Below are 13478 nucleotides of genomic sequence, written 5' to 3'. Positions count from 1 at the left end.
CTTCAGCGCCGCCGCACCACCCGCACGCGGCCGCTGTTGCCACCGCCGCAGAAGAACTGCTCGGCGCCATCAGACTCCAGGCCCGAGACTCCGACCCCGGCGGGCATGTTGAGGGTCTCCAGCACCTCGCCGCTCTGCGGGTCGATCCGCCGCAGCTCACTCTCCTCGCCCTCCCAGGTACCGTGCCAGAACTCACCGTCGACCCAGGTCACGCCCGTGACAAAGCGGTTCGATTGCAGGGTCCGCAGGATTTCCCCCGAAACGGGGTCGATCTGATGGATCTGCCGGTCCTGGTACTCACCGACCCACAGCGACCCTTCGGCCCATGTCAGCCCCGAGTCACTGCCACCGGGCGCCGGGATGCTGCCCAGTACCCGTCCGCTGGCAGGGTCGATTTTGTGGATCTGATTCCCGGCAATCTGGTACAGGTGCTGGCCGTCGAAAGCGGTGCCGGCATCGGCGGCCATCGCGAACGTATCCAGCGCCTCGCCACTGTCCGGGTCGAAGGCGATCAGCCCCAGGTTGTTGGCGAACCACACGCGCTCACCGTCCCAGGTGACGCCGTGCACGCTGTCGACCCCGGGAAAAGGCCCGTACTCACGCACTATGCTTGCGGCTGACTGTTTCATCACGAGATCCTCGTATGGGTTGTGAGCCTTGAGCCTAATCACCGGACCAGGGCAGCGGGAGTAACAATGTGGTCGCGAATCGCGGAATCGGTGGGCGGGTCCAGCGCGCCGCCCGACCACGGCCGAACATTTGCGCCTTACCCTCAGCCGCCAGCGCCTCGAGGGCCCGCTGCACGCTGCGCTGGCTAACGCCCAACGCCAGGGCCAGGGCCGAGCTCGACCAACACTCACCGTCCATCAACAGCGCCAGCACCTCGCTGTGGGACGCTTCGATGGGCCATGCCAGGACCGCCAACGTGCCCGATGCAGGCAGCACCAGGGCATAACCGCCCGGGGTTGCAGTGACCTGGGCCAGTGGGCGCAACATCGCACGCAAGCGGCCGATTTCCACCCGCAGACGGACCCGCTGGGAGTCATCGCTGAGTTTCAGGCGAAACACCCGAGCGATCAGCGTAGCCCTGGGCACCGCCTGCGGCCAGGCTTCGCCGAGCACGGTCAGCAGCGCCATCAACACCGGGCGGCCCGCCAGGGAAATCCGCGCATCACGCTGCTGGACCTGATAACGACGCGCGTCGAGCACCAGTGCCCCGGACCCTAGCAGCGTCTGGACGGCCTCCAGGTCCAACAGTCGTACTGCGCCCTGGCTGGTCAATCGCGCCGCCGGGGCCTGGAGTACCTGCCAGGCGCTTGCCACTTCGGCACCAAGCGCCGGGATTGCGGCCAACCGTGCGGCCTGTTCGGCGGCGGCCAAGGCCAGGCGCGCCGCCGGGGCATCCAGACGGCGGATCGCCAAACCCGCGACAATCAGCCCATGGATCGCCCGCAACGCCGGTGGCAGCGTGCCCGGCAGCAGTGCCGCGAGTTGGCCCTCGGCCACGTCGAGTTGGCCAATCAGCAGCAGCCGGCGAATCTGCAAGTAGCGGGCATGGGCGGCATTGATCCGGTCACCGTGCAGTTGCAGGCAATCGCGCGCCGCCTCCAGGGCCGGTTGCGGCCAGCCGAGGTCCCGCGCGGCAAAGGCAATTTCGGCCTCAGCCACCACGCAGCGCGCCCGCGCCACCCGTTCGTTCGGGTCAAAGTCATGGCTGGCCCGGCGCAGCAAGGCCTTCGCCCGCGCAAAGTCGCCCAACTGCGCCATGGCAATCCCGCGCAGGGCCAGCGCCGGCGGATCGTCGCGCAAGGCGACGAGCTTGAGTGCCCCCAGCGGATCGCCCACCGCCAGTGCCCGGGCAGCGGCCGTGATCAGCGAATCCATGTCAACCGCTCCCACGCTTGCTCTCTTGCCGTGCAGTCTATCTCAGCGGCCACCAGCCCTGCGGTAGGCCGTGCCGGTGGCAAGTTTTGCCCACTGACTTACACTGATAGACCCATAACGCGGATCATGGCGCTCACCGTTGCCCGGGCAGTACCTGATGATCTGAGTGAAGCCAGCATGAAAACGCTCACGACCCTGTGCACCACCCTCCTCGCCACCGGCGCCTGTGCGGTGAGCAGCGAACGTACCTGGGCAGACTCCCTGTACAAAACCAGTTTCGAGTGTGCCCAGGCCAGCCTGGTGGTGGAAAAGCTGATCTGCCGCGATCCGCAACTGGCCCGCATGGACCTCGAACTGTACCGGCTGTATCGCCTGGCCCTCACTGATGAGCGCTCGGTGCCGCGCCCGGACAAGGTCATGACCGACCAACGCTACTGGACCCTGGATCGCAATCAGTGCGCCTCCACCGCCGAGCCCAAGGCCTGCATCCGCCAAGCCTATGCCGAGCGGGCCCACCAGTTGCGCCAGGGCTCCGCCATCGTCAGGACCAAAGACCCCAGCCGGCTGACCGATGGCCCGCTGGCGTTTCATTGCAACGGGCTTGACGCGCTGGTGGCCGCCACCTACTTCAAGGCCGGCCCGGACGTGCTCTACCTGCGCTGGGCCACGACCTCGATCACCCTCTCCCAGGTGCCGAGTGACTCGGGGGAGCGCTACAGTGGTCAGGACGCGCGCGGTTCCTACAGTTTTTCCCAGAACGGCAACCAGGCGCTGCTGCAACGCCCGGCCAGCGCACCCTTGAGTTGCACCCTCGAACCCACTGGATAAGCGGGAGAACGTCATGCGCCAGATAGTCGGTAAAGAACCCTGGTGGGCTGAGCCACCCCGGCAAGGGCAGGACGAGTCAGAGCTGGAATGGGGCTGGCTGGTGACTTACAACGAAGGCGAACCACGGTTCGAGTTCGTCAAGCAACGGCCTTCGCAAGAGGAGATCCGTAACCGCAAGAGTTGCCGGATCAGTCCTCACGAATGAACACCCCGGGCCCGACACGCTAGACGTCGACAATCCGCTGGAAACCGCCGAACACCATGCGTTGGCCATCGAATGGCATCTGGTTGCCCGGCTCATGCACGCGCGGGTCGGCCATGAAGCGGGCCATGCCGGCGTCGCGCGTTTGGCGATCGGGCCACAGAATCCAGGAAAACACCACGGTTTCGCCCTCCTCAAGCTTCACCGCCAGGGGAAACGACGTCAGCTTGCCCTCGGGCACATCGTCGCCCCAGCACTCACTCACGTTCAGTGCACCAAACTCCTTGAAGATCTGCGCCATGGTCTCGGCATGGTGGCGGAACGCCTCGCGTTTGGCCGTGGGCACAGCGGCTAGAAAACCATCGACATAGGACATGCTCGGACTCCTGTTGCACATTGGCTGATGGAAAGACTCATGCACTAGTCGACTGGCCCGACCAACGATCGACAGTCCCCGGACTGTACTGACCAACGGTCACGCACAAGGGTGCGTCCGGCCAACTGACGCCAATGATTTACATCCGTTAACACTTGCTTCCTGGCTAAAGCGAATTTTTCACATTGGTTTCACTCGCCTGCCACCTGCCGACTCCTACAGTGCGCGACATCATTTGTCCTGCGAGCGCCTTGCACGCGCAACGTCAGGATCATTTCAGTGGTGTATCTACGCTCTACAGGTGAACGCTGTGGTTATGTCCCCAACACCGAAGTTATCCGGTGAAAGCTTGATTAAACAGCCGATGCGCAAGTTGGCCCTTGTCATCTTGACCCTGCTGGTAGCGGCACTGGTAATGGGGTTCGTTGCCTGGCCGGCATCACCGATGTTCCTGGCGCAAGGGAATCAGCTGCAAAAGGCCAGTGTGTTGCAACGCTGGCAGGCCGGGGAAATCGTGGTGCTGGTACGCCATGCCGAACGCTGTGACCAGTCGAGCAACCCCTGCCTGGGCCCTGCCGACGGCATCACCGAAGTCGGCAGGGACGCGGCCCGGCAAGTGGGCCAGGCCCTGGATACCCTGGGGCTTGCGCACACCAACCTGCTCACCAGCCCGGCCACCCGCACGGTGCAAACCGCGCACTACCTCTCGGCCCACGTGGTACCCCAACAGGAATGGCTGGCAGCCTGCGGCGCGACCATGGGTGCCGAGGTGCTGGCGCACAAGACCGCGCAGCGCAATCTGGTGCTGGTCACCCACAGTGGCTGCATCAGCGATTTTGAAGCCCAGAACGGCTTCAAGAACGCCCGCAAAGCCGAGTACACCAGCGCCTTGTTTGCGGCAGTTGGGGCGGATGGCAAGTTGCAGATACTCGGCACGGTGAATGATTCTGATTGGCCGAGCGTGCTGAATAACCAAGTTGCAGAGAAATAGCCTGCGGAACCTGGGCGACAAAGGTACGCAACTCGACTCTATAATTCACTTCAATAATAAGCTATATCATATTGTTTAATAAGATTTTTATCACAAATCAAAACGATCTACAGCGCGCCGCCGCTCATTGTCGTCGCGCACATCGTAATTGGCGGTGGTCTGGATATTGCTGTGGTGCGCCAGCTTCTGCGCGATCGACAGGTCGTGTTCCTCGATCACCCGGGTGATGAATGAACGGCGGAAATCGTGGGGCATGATCTTCACGCCGACCTGGGTGCCGCGTTGCCGGGCAATGTAGTAGATCGCATGCTTGGTTATCCGCTCGCGGGTGATGTGGCTGCCACGGCGAATGCGATTGAACAGGAAGCCATCGTCCGCCTGCCCCTCTTCGAGAAACGAACGCCGCAGCTCGAGCCAGGCCTCGAGCTTGGCAAAGGCCCAACTCGGCGCGTACTTGATCAATTGCTTGTTACCCTTGCCCGTGACCTGCAGGCTGCGTTCGGCAAAATCGACCTGCGCCAGGTCGAGGTTGACCGACTCCGACTTGCGCATGCCCGAACCGTACAGAATCCCAATGATCGCCGCATCGCGCAGGCCCTGGGGCCGGGGGTCGGCGGCGCACACCGCCATCAGGTCGTGGATCAGGGTGCGCTTGAGGTTGCGGCCCTGGGACAGGCGTGTGCCGGCGATGCCTTTGACCGAGCGGATTTTCAGCAGGTGCTCATGGCTGATCAGGCTCATGCGCCAGGCTTCGTTCATCACCCCCCGTATCGCGTTGACGTACAGGGATGAGGTGTTGGGCGCGTAGCCGTCGCTGCGCAACGCCGCCACCAGCGCGATCACATCCTCGGGCTGCAACTGGTGCCAGGGAATGTCTTCCATGTTCAACTCATCAAAACCCAGGCGGTCGGCCGCATCCTGCAAGACATAGCGCAGGGTCAACTGGCTGGAGGGTGCCAGGCGCGCCAGGTACAGCGTCAGTGGATTGGGGCGTTGCACGGCGGGCGTCGGTGTGTCTGCGGTATCGGGTAAATCGAACAAACTGAAAGGACCTTTAATGAAAAGTGCTCAACAGAGACGGTTCATCTGTTGAAGTCTATTAATAGTCGAACGGGTTATTGAAGCAGGGTCTGACAGGCTAAACCCGTAGGAAGTTTCCGATAACCCCCCTATCCTTCGCGATACCCTGAACAGTTGCTGTAAACGTCTACGTTAAAGGATCAAGACACAGATTTTTCATGTCACTTTCACATATTCACGCTTACTCTCAGGGCATCCGAATCAGGTTCTGCCGGAGCCCACGCTGCCGATCCCAAGGGAAAAAGTCAATTCAAGCGCTTTTTCATAATTGTCGGCTAACCGTTTGATATGGATTATTTTTCTTGAGTTACCCTGTGACAAATTTATTCATTTGAACCGAGCTCCGCGGAACTCGACACCCCGGTGTTCGATCCCATTGTTCCCTGACATGACTACCAATGACGTCGAACCCGTAGTGGGCGCCATTGCACAGACCCTGGACCCAAGCCTTTGAAGCCTTATCCAATCCATTGCGTGTCGATCGTTATCCCGGTCTACAACGAAGAAGAAAGCCTGCCCGAGTTGTTGCGCCGCACTGAAGGGGCTTGCCGCCAACTCAAACAGGACTATGAAATCGTCCTGGTCGACGACGGCAGCCGCGACAACTCTGCACAACTGCTCGAAGAGGCCGCCGCCCGCGACGGCAGCAAGGTAGTGGCGGTAATCCTCAATCGCAACTATGGGCAGCATGCGGCGATCATGGCCGGTTTCGAACAGTGCAAGGGCGATGTGGTGATTACCCTCGACGCCGACCTGCAGAACCCGCCGGAAGAAATCCCGCGCCTGGTGGCCCAGGCCGAGTTGGGCTACGACGTGGTGGCCACGGTACGCAACAATCGCCAGGACTCAGCCTTGCGCCGTTACCCGTCGAAGTTGATCAACCTTGCGGTCAAGCGCTCCACCGGAGTCGCCATGAGTGACTACGGCTGCATGTTGCGGGCCTATCGACGCACCGTGGTCAACGCGATGCTGGCCTGCCGCGAGCGCAGCACCTTCATACCGATCCTGGCCAACAGCTTTGCCCGCCACACCACCGAGATCCTGGTGCAGCACGCCGAGCGCGAGCATGGCGAGTCCAAGTACAGCACCATGCGCCTGATCAACCTGATGTTCGACCTGATCACGTGCATGACCACCACCCCGCTGCGCCTGCTGAGCATCATCGGCTTCAGCATGGCGGCGCTGGGCATGCTCTTCGCCCTGGCCCTGATTGTGTTGCGCCTGGCCTTTGGTGCCGGCTGGGCCGGTGACGGCATGTTCGTGCTGTTCGCCATCCTGTTCGTGTTCACCGGCGGCCAGTTTATCGGCATGGGCCTGTTGGGCGAGTACCTGGGGCGGATGTACGGTGATGTGCGGGCGCGGCCACGGTTCTTCATCGAAAAAGTCCTGCGCAACCAACCCGCCATGCCGGCTCCCGCTGTCACTGTCGACGGTTTGACTTCCACTTCTACTGATCAGGTTTCGCCATGAGTTCAAACGCTGTTGTTTTTGCCTATCACGACATTGGTTGCGCCGGCATCGAAGCCCTGCTCGCAGCGGGGATTCGGATCAGCGCGGTGTTTACCCATGCCGACGATCCCAAGGAAAACACCTTCTATGGCTCGGTCGCGCAACTGTGCGCACGCAAGGGCATCACCGTGCATGCGCCGGAAGACGTCAACCATCCGCTGTGGATCGAGCGCATCGCCAAGCTCAACCCCGACTACCTGTTCTCCTTCTATTACCGCAACCTGTTGAGCGAGCCGCTGCTGGCAACCGCGCGCCAGGGCGCGTTCAACTTGCATGGTTCGTTGCTGCCGGCCTACCGTGGCCGCGCCCCGGCCAACTGGGTGCTGGTCAAGGGCGAAACCCAGACCGGCGTCACCCTGCACCGCATGGTCAAGCGCGCCGACGCCGGTGCCATCGTCGCCCAACAAGCGGTCGCCATCGAACGCAGCGACACCGCGCTGAGCCTGCACGGCAAGCTGCGTGAAGCCGCCGCCAGCCTGCTACGTGACACCTTGCCCCTGCTGATCCAGGGCAAAACCAGCGAAACCGCCCAGGACGAATCCCGCGCTACGGTGTTCGGGCGCCGTACCGCTGCGGACGGCAAACTGCTGTGGCAGCAACCGGCCGAGCAACTGTTCAACCTGGTGCGCGCTGTAACCCAGCCCTACCCTGGCGCCTTCTGTGCCGTCGGCGAGCACAAGCTGATCGTCTGGACTGCCGAGGTGGTCAAGGGCAATGAAGGCCTGGCCCCTGGACGCGTGATCAGCGTCGATCCGTTGCGCATTGCCTGCGGTGAAGACTCGCTGCTGATCGCCTCCGGCCAGCGCAACGACAACGGCCTGTTCCTCAGTGGCCCGCAACTGGCCGACGAACTGGGCCTGGTCGAGGGTTCCGTGCTGCGCGGCGCTGAATCGGGGCGCAGCCCTCGGCGCACCCGGGTACTGATCCTGGGCGTCAACGGCTTCATTGGCAATCACCTGTCCGAGCGCCTGTTGCGCGACGACCAGTACGAAGTCTATGGCCTGGACATCGGCTCCGACGCCATCGAGCGCTTGCGCAGCCACCCCAATTTCCACTACGTCGAAGGCGATATCAGCATTCACTCCGAGTGGATCGAGTACCACATCAAGAAATGCGACGTGGTCTTGCCGCTGGTGGCCATCGCCACCCCCATCGAGTACACCCGCAACCCGCTGCGGGTGTTTGAACTGGACTTCGAAGAGAACCTCAAGCTGGTTCGCTACTGCGTCAAGTACAACAAGCGCGTGATCTTCCCATCGACTTCGGAAGTCTATGGCATGTGCCAGGACCAGAACTTCGACGAAGACACCTCTAACCTGGTCGTCGGCCCGATCAACAAGCAGCGCTGGATCTACTCGGTATCCAAGCAACTGCTGGACCGGGTGATCTGGGCCTACGGCCAGCAAGGCCTGGATTTCACCCTGTTCCGGCCGTTCAACTGGATGGGCCCGCGCCTGGACCGCCTGGACTCCGCGCGGATCGGCAGCTCCCGGGCCATCACCCAGTTGATCCTCAACCTGGTGGAAGGCACGCCGATCCGCCTGTTCGACGGCGGCGAGCAGAAACGCTGTTTCACCGACATCGCCGACGGCATCGAAGCCCTGGCGCGGATCATCGACAACCGCAATGGCGCCTGCACCGGCCAGATCATCAACATCGGCAACCCGGATAACGAGGCCAGCATCCGCCAACTGGGCGAGGAACTGCTGCGCCAGTTCGAGGCGCATCCACTGCGCGACAATTTCCCGCCGTTCGCCGGTTTCCGCGAGGTCGAGAGCAAGGCGTTCTACGGCAACGGCTACCAGGACGTGTCGCACCGCAAGCCGAGCATCAAGAACGCCAAGCGCCTGCTGGACTGGACCCCGACCGTGCACATGCGCGAAACCATCGGCAACACGCTGGACTTCTTCCTGCGTGAAGCCATGCTCGAAATCGCGGACCAGCGTTGATGCAGGCGGGCCTTCGAATCGATGTCGATACGTACCGGGGCACCCGCGAAGGCGTGCCTCGGTTGTTGGACATGCTCGATGAGGCGCAGGTCAAGGCGACGTTTTTCTTCAGCGTTGGCCCGGACAACATGGGGCGCCACCTGTGGCGCCTGATCCGCCCGCAGTTCCTCTGGAAAATGTTGCGCTCCAATGCCGCCGGCCTGTACGGCTGGGACATTCTGCTGGCGGGGACCGCCTGGCCTGGCAAGCCCATCGGCCGCGATCTCGGGCACCTGATGCGCCGGGCCGCGGCCGCCGGCCATGAAATCGGCCTGCATGCCTGGGACCACCACGGCTGGCAGGCCAACGCCGGGCGCTGGAGCGATGCGCAGTTGAGCGAACAGATCCGCCGAGGCGTCGACTGTCTCAGCGATATTCTCGGCCAAACCGTGGACTGTTCGGCTGCCGCCGGTTGGCGCGCCGATGAGCGGGTGATCGGCGCCAAGCAAGCTTTTGCTTTTCGCTACAACAGTGACTGCCGCGGGCACAGCCTGTTTCGTCCGCGCCTGGCCGACGGCAGTCTCGGTACCCCACAGATTCCGGTGGACTTGCCGACTTTCGACGAAGTGGTCGGCCCGCTGGTGGCCGCCGACGGGTTCAACCCATTCATTCTGGATCGATTCAGCCCCTCGCAGCTGAACGTCTACACCGTACACGCAGAGGTAGAAGGGATTCTGATGGCTGAGCATTTCCGTCAATTGCTGGTGCAGGCGCGCGCGCGCGACATCCGCTTCCAGCCCTTGGGCAACTTGCTTCCCGAGACGCTCGACAGCCTGCCTGCGGGCCGGGTCTTACGTGGCACGCTGGCCGGCCGTGAAGGTTGGCTGGGGGTGCAAGGCGCATGAGCAGACGCTGGATATTGCCTTTATTGCTGCTGGCCTTCGGTCTGTTCTACCTGCTGCCAATGACCTCCCACGGCCTGTGGATTCCCGATGAAACCCGCTACGCGCAGATCAGCCAGGAAATGCTCCTGACCGGAAACTGGGCCTCACCGCACTTCATGGGCATCCGCTATTTCGAAAAACCGGTGGCTGGCTACTGGATGATCGCCTTGGGCCAGGCGCTGTTTGGCGACAACCTGTTTGGTGTGCGCGTGGCCTCGGCCCTGAGCACCGGCCTGAGCATCGTGCTGACCTACCTGATTGCCCGGCGCCTGTGGAACGACTCGCGCAAGAGCCTGACCTGCGCCCTGCTCTACATGAGTTTCTGCGTGGTGGTCGGCCAGGGCGGCTATGCCAACCTCGATCCGCAATTCACCTTCTGGGTCAACCTGAGCCTTGTGGGGCTGTGGCTGGCCTTTGACAGCCAGACGCCACGTGCCCGCCTGGGCTACTGGGCGCTGACTGGACTGGCCTGCGGCATGGGTTTCATGACCAAGGGTTTCCTCGCCTGGTTGCTGCCGGTGCTGATCGCCCTGCCCTACATGGCCTGGCAAAAGCGCCTTCGCGAACTGCTGACCTACGGCGGCGTGGCCGTGCTGGTCGCGGTGCTGGTGAGCCTGCCCTGGGCACTGGCGGTACATGCCCAGGAGCCGGACTTCTGGAATTTCTTCTTCTGGCACGAACACATCCGACGGTTTGCCGGTGCCGATGCACAACACGCGGAGCCCTGGTGGTACTACCTGCCGCTGCTGCTGGCGTTCAGCCTGCCATGGGTTGCGTTGTTGCCGGTCGCCATCCGCCAGGCCTGGCAAAATCGGCGCCAGGCCAGCATCGGCTTCCTGCTGTTGTGGCTGCTGCTACCACTGGCCTTCTTCAGTTTGGCCAAGGGCAAGTTGCCGAGCTACATCTTTCCCTGCCTGTTGCCGCTGGCGCTGTTGATGGGCCATGCCCTGGTGGATCGCCTGAGAAACCGCCAGACCCGGGTCATCCGTCTCAACGCTGCACTCAATCTGGCCCTGGGTGGCCTGGTCTTGCTGGCGCTGGTGTATTTCCAGATCAAGAAGCCGCTGTACAACAACGAACCCGAGCACCTGGTGCTGGTCAGCGTTGCCGTGATCGGTTGGTTGCTGTGCAACACCCTGCAGGCCCTGCGCCCGTTGCAACTGTGGGCCGCCCCCGTGCTCGGCAGTTGGCTGTTCATCGCCCTGCTGCCGGCCGGCCTGCCGAACTCTGTGGTGTACAACAAGACCCCGGACCAGTTCATCAATGACCATCTGCAGGAGCTCAGCCAGAGCACCCGGCTGTTGAGCAACGACCTGGGCGCCGCCTCGGCCCTGGCCTGGCGCCTCAACCGCGCGGACGTGGCGCTGTACAACACCGTAGGCGAAGTGAAATATGGTCTGGCTTATCCTGACACCCTGCATCGCCGGGTGGACTTCCTCAAGGTCCCGCAATGGATGAGCGCAGCCCGCCAGCAAGGCCAGGTGGGCGTCGTCATGCGGATCAATGGCGAGGAGCATTACGAAATCGACATGTTGCCCCAGGACTTCAAGCGTTATGACCAAGGCAATCTGGTGATCCTGATTTTCCCCAAGAGTCAGCCATGAGCCTGATACTCGTAGGGCTCGCCTGCCTCCTGACGTGCCTGGGCCAGGTGGCGCAGAAGTACGCGGTGGAAAGCTGGCGCGAGCGGCCTTCGGCGCTGCTCGACAAACTGCGTTCGCCCTGGCTGTGGCTGGCGCTGGCGAGCCTGGGCCTGGGCCTGCTGGTGTGGTTGCTGGTGCTGCAACGGCTCGATGTCGGGGTGGCTTACCCGATGCTGAGCCTGAACTTTGTGCTGATCACCCTGGTGGCCCGCTTCGTGTTCCATGAAACGATCGACCGCCGGCACTGGATCGGCGTCGCCCTGGTGATCGCCGGGGTGATTCTGCTCGGGAGGCAGCTATGAGCCTGGGTCGTGGAATTGCTTTTGGCATGGCCAGCGTGGTGCTGGTCAGCACGGCCCAGTTGGGCATGCGCTGGAGCATGAGCCATCTGCCCCTGCCAGCGCAGTGGTGGACGGCCCTGCAGGACGGCACGGTCGACCCCTTCGCGGTGGCGGTGGTACTCAGCGCCATCCTTGCCTACGGGCTGTCGATGCTCTGCTGGCTGCTGGCCTTGCGTGATTTGCCCCTGGGTCGCGCCTATTCGCTGCTGAGTATCAGCTACGCCCTGGTCTACCTGCTGGCGGCGAGCCTGCCGCTGTTCAACGAAGACTTCAGCCTGTCCCGCTCCCTGGGGGTGGCCCTGGTCATCCTCGGAGTCATCACCATCAATTCGCGCAGCAACCGTACTTCAGACCTCAGGAATGCCTCATGAAAATCAGTGTAATCGGGAGTGGCTACGTGGGCCTGGTGCAGGCTGCCGTGCTGGCCGAAGTGGGCCACGATGTGGTCTGCATGGACATCGATGAGCAAAAGATTGCGCTGCTGCAGCAGGGGCATGTGAGCATTTTTGAACCTGGGTTGGCCAGCCTGGTACGTGAAGGCCTGGAGTCTGGACGGCTGCATTTCAGCTGCGACGAAAAGCTCGCCATCGAACACTGCCAGGTGCTGTTCATCGCCGTGGGCACGCCGTCCGACGACGACGGTGCGGCCGATCTGCGCCATGTGTTGTCAGTCGGCGATGCAGTGGCCCGCCACCGCCAGCAGCCGCTGATCCTCGCCGAGAAATCCACCGTGCCGGTGGGCACTGGCGACACCCTGCGCGCGCACATTGAGCGCCAGTTGTTGGCCGCCGGGCGCAACTTGAAATTCGATATCGTCTCCAACCCCGAGTTTCTCAAGGAAGGCTCAGCGGTCGCCGACTGCCGGCGTCCCGACCGGATCATTGTCGGTTGCGACAGCGACGAAGTCCGCGAGGTGATGCGCGACCTGTATGCGCCGTTCAACCGCAACCACGACCGCATCCTGTTCATGGACCTGCGCAGCGCCGAACTGACCAAGTACGCCGCCAACTGCATGCTTGCGACCAAGATCAGCTTCATCAACCAGATCGCCGAACTGGCCGAACACCTGGGGGCCGACATCGAGTCGGTGCGCCTGGGCATCGGCGCCGACCAACGCATCGGCTATCACTTCATCTACCCCGGCTGTGGTTATGGCGGTTCATGTTTTCCCAAGGACATGCGGGCCTTGATTCACAGCGCCGAGCAAGCCAATTGCTCCAGCGACCTGCTGCAAGCCGTGGAAGCCATCAACGAACGGCAAAAACACAAGCTGTTCGAGCGGATCAAGGCGTTCTACAACGGCAACCTGGCCGGCAAGACCTTCGCCCTCTGGGGCCTGGCGTTCAAGCCCAACACCGACGACATGCGTGACGCCCCGAGTCGCGTCTTGATGGAAGCGTTGTGGGCGGCGGGTGCATCGATCAGCGCATTCGACCCCGAAGCCATGCAGGAAACCCAGAAGCTGTACCCGAACGAGACCCGGCTGATGCTGATGGGCACGCCAGAGTCAGTCCTCAAGGACGCCGACGCGCTGATCATCTGCACCGAATGGCAGCAGTTCAAGGCCCCCGACTTCGAGTTGATCCAGCAGCGTCTCAAGGCGCCGGTGATTTTCGACGGACGCAACCTGTACGACGCAGAACGCCTGGCTCGCAATGGCTTCAAGTACTTCCCCATGGGGCGCGGCGAGTCCTGCCATCTGCCAATCCCGCAGCAGCAGTGGCCCGCTGCTGCCATCGCCTAGGCAGTGGG

General features: G+C 62.6%; 14 protein-coding genes. 10 read left to right on the top strand and 4 right to left on the bottom strand.

Annotated elements, in window-relative coordinates:
- Positions 1-2 precede the first annotated feature (2 nt).
- On the bottom strand, positions 3-629 hold the full coding sequence (locus tag CKW24_RS25865; protein ID WP_095171512.1) for a PQQ-binding-like beta-propeller repeat protein: 627 nt from the start codon (positions 627-629) through the stop codon (positions 3-5).
- 34 nt (positions 630-663) lie between these two features.
- Positions 664-1884 carry a helix-turn-helix domain-containing protein gene (locus CKW24_RS25860; protein ID WP_095171509.1) on the bottom strand — a complete coding sequence of 407 codons (1221 nt, stop codon included), beginning with the start codon at positions 1882-1884 and terminating at the stop codon, positions 664-666.
- Between the two features lie 177 nt (positions 1885-2061).
- Between CKW24_RS25860 and CKW24_RS25855 the strand changes: the two genes are divergently transcribed.
- Positions 2062-2712: an MliC family protein gene (locus CKW24_RS25855; protein ID WP_095171508.1), complete on the top strand. Its 651-nt coding sequence runs from the start codon at positions 2062-2064 to the stop codon at positions 2710-2712.
- 13 nt (positions 2713-2725) lie between these two features.
- The gene (locus CKW24_RS25850) at positions 2726-2917 is read left to right on the top strand and encodes a hypothetical protein (RefSeq protein WP_095171506.1); all 192 of its coding nucleotides are present in this window, start codon (positions 2726-2728) and stop codon (positions 2915-2917) included.
- Between the two features lie 19 nt (positions 2918-2936).
- On the opposite strand, the gene CKW24_RS25845 is transcribed toward CKW24_RS25850, so the two are convergent.
- Positions 2937-3290, bottom strand: coding sequence for a DUF1428 domain-containing protein (locus tag CKW24_RS25845; protein ID WP_095171505.1), 354 nt, complete (start codon positions 3288-3290; stop codon positions 2937-2939).
- A 364-nt stretch (positions 3291-3654) separates the two neighbouring features.
- On the opposite strand from CKW24_RS25845, the gene CKW24_RS25840 reads away from it, so the two are divergent.
- Positions 3655-4281 (top strand): histidine phosphatase family protein, encoded by a 627-nt coding sequence (locus CKW24_RS25840; RefSeq protein ID WP_095171503.1) that lies wholly within the window; start codon positions 3655-3657, stop codon positions 4279-4281.
- A 90-nt stretch (positions 4282-4371) separates the two neighbouring features.
- Here the strand turns inward: CKW24_RS25840 and xerC are convergent, their stop codons facing one another.
- Entirely contained in the window at positions 4372-5322 is a 951-nt protein-coding gene (xerC, locus tag CKW24_RS25835; protein ID WP_095171501.1) for a tyrosine recombinase XerC, read from the bottom strand.
- Positions 5323-5811: 489 nt separating this feature from the next.
- Between xerC and arnC the strand changes: the two genes are divergently transcribed.
- The 7 genes from arnC to CKW24_RS25800 are packed head-to-tail and all read left to right on the top strand — an operon-like array spanning position 5812 to position 13470.
- Positions 5812-6831 carry an undecaprenyl-phosphate 4-deoxy-4-formamido-L-arabinose transferase gene (arnC, locus tag CKW24_RS25830; protein ID WP_095171499.1) on the top strand — a complete coding sequence of 340 codons (1020 nt, stop codon included), beginning with the start codon at positions 5812-5814 and terminating at the stop codon, positions 6829-6831.
- Entirely contained in the window at positions 6828-8819 is a 1992-nt protein-coding gene (gene arnA / locus CKW24_RS25825; protein ID WP_095171497.1) for a bifunctional UDP-4-amino-4-deoxy-L-arabinose formyltransferase/UDP-glucuronic acid oxidase ArnA, read from the top strand. The genes arnC and arnA overlap by 4 nt, the downstream gene beginning before the upstream one ends.
- Complete coding sequence (gene arnD / locus CKW24_RS25820) at positions 8819-9703, top strand: 4-deoxy-4-formamido-L-arabinose-phosphoundecaprenol deformylase (protein WP_095171496.1); 885 nt, start codon at positions 8819-8821, stop codon at positions 9701-9703. The genes arnA and arnD overlap by 1 nt, the downstream gene beginning before the upstream one ends.
- Positions 9700-11346 carry a lipid IV(A) 4-amino-4-deoxy-L-arabinosyltransferase gene (arnT, locus tag CKW24_RS25815; protein WP_095171494.1) on the top strand — a complete coding sequence of 549 codons (1647 nt, stop codon included), beginning with the start codon at positions 9700-9702 and terminating at the stop codon, positions 11344-11346. The genes arnD and arnT overlap by 4 nt, the downstream gene beginning before the upstream one ends.
- Positions 11343-11687 (top strand): 4-amino-4-deoxy-L-arabinose-phosphoundecaprenol flippase subunit ArnE, encoded by a 345-nt coding sequence (gene arnE, locus CKW24_RS25810; RefSeq protein ID WP_095171493.1) that lies wholly within the window; start codon positions 11343-11345, stop codon positions 11685-11687. Before arnT ends, arnE begins: the two co-directional genes overlap by 4 nt.
- On the top strand, positions 11684-12097 hold the full coding sequence (arnF, locus tag CKW24_RS25805) for a 4-amino-4-deoxy-L-arabinose-phosphoundecaprenol flippase subunit ArnF (protein WP_095171491.1): 414 nt from the start codon (positions 11684-11686) through the stop codon (positions 12095-12097). The genes arnE and arnF overlap by 4 nt, the downstream gene beginning before the upstream one ends.
- Positions 12094-13470, top strand: a complete 1377-nt coding sequence (locus CKW24_RS25800) for a UDP-glucose/GDP-mannose dehydrogenase family protein (protein ID WP_095171489.1) — start codon at positions 12094-12096, stop codon at positions 13468-13470. Before arnF ends, CKW24_RS25800 begins: the two co-directional genes overlap by 4 nt.
- The last annotated feature ends 8 nt before the right edge of the window (positions 13471-13478 follow it).

The sequence above is a fragment of the Pseudomonas sp. Irchel 3H3 genome (assembly GCF_900187635.1).
Lineage (GTDB): Bacteria > Pseudomonadota > Gammaproteobacteria > Pseudomonadales > Pseudomonadaceae > Aquipseudomonas.
This window is presented reverse-complemented; position numbering and strand designations above follow the sequence as displayed.

Excerpts from the sequence above, each read along its gene's own strand:
- CKW24_RS25865 (WP_095171512.1), bottom strand. The coding sequence starts at position 629 with ATGAAACAGTCAGCCGCAAGCATAGTGCGTGAGTACGGGCCTTTTCCC.
- CKW24_RS25860 (WP_095171509.1), bottom strand. The coding sequence starts at position 1,884 with ATGGATTCGCTGATCACGGCCGCTGCCCGGGCACTGGCGGTGGGCGAT.
- CKW24_RS25855 (WP_095171508.1), top strand. The coding sequence starts at position 2,062 with ATGAAAACGCTCACGACCCTGTGCACCACCCTCCTCGCCACCGGCGCC.
- CKW24_RS25850 (WP_095171506.1), top strand. The coding sequence starts at position 2,726 with ATGCGCCAGATAGTCGGTAAAGAACCCTGGTGGGCTGAGCCACCCCGG.
- CKW24_RS25845 (WP_095171505.1), bottom strand. The coding sequence starts at position 3,290 with ATGTCCTATGTCGATGGTTTTCTAGCCGCTGTGCCCACGGCCAAACGC.
- CKW24_RS25840 (WP_095171503.1), top strand. The coding sequence starts at position 3,655 with ATGCGCAAGTTGGCCCTTGTCATCTTGACCCTGCTGGTAGCGGCACTG.
- arnA (WP_095171497.1), top strand. The coding sequence starts at position 6,828 with ATGAGTTCAAACGCTGTTGTTTTTGCCTATCACGACATTGGTTGCGCC.
- arnD (WP_095171496.1), top strand. The coding sequence starts at position 8,819 with ATGCAGGCGGGCCTTCGAATCGATGTCGATACGTACCGGGGCACCCGC.
- arnT (WP_095171494.1), top strand. The coding sequence starts at position 9,700 with ATGAGCAGACGCTGGATATTGCCTTTATTGCTGCTGGCCTTCGGTCTG.
- arnE (WP_095171493.1), top strand. The coding sequence starts at position 11,343 with ATGAGCCTGATACTCGTAGGGCTCGCCTGCCTCCTGACGTGCCTGGGC.
- arnF (WP_095171491.1), top strand. The coding sequence starts at position 11,684 with ATGAGCCTGGGTCGTGGAATTGCTTTTGGCATGGCCAGCGTGGTGCTG.
- CKW24_RS25800 (WP_095171489.1), top strand. The coding sequence starts at position 12,094 with ATGAAAATCAGTGTAATCGGGAGTGGCTACGTGGGCCTGGTGCAGGCT.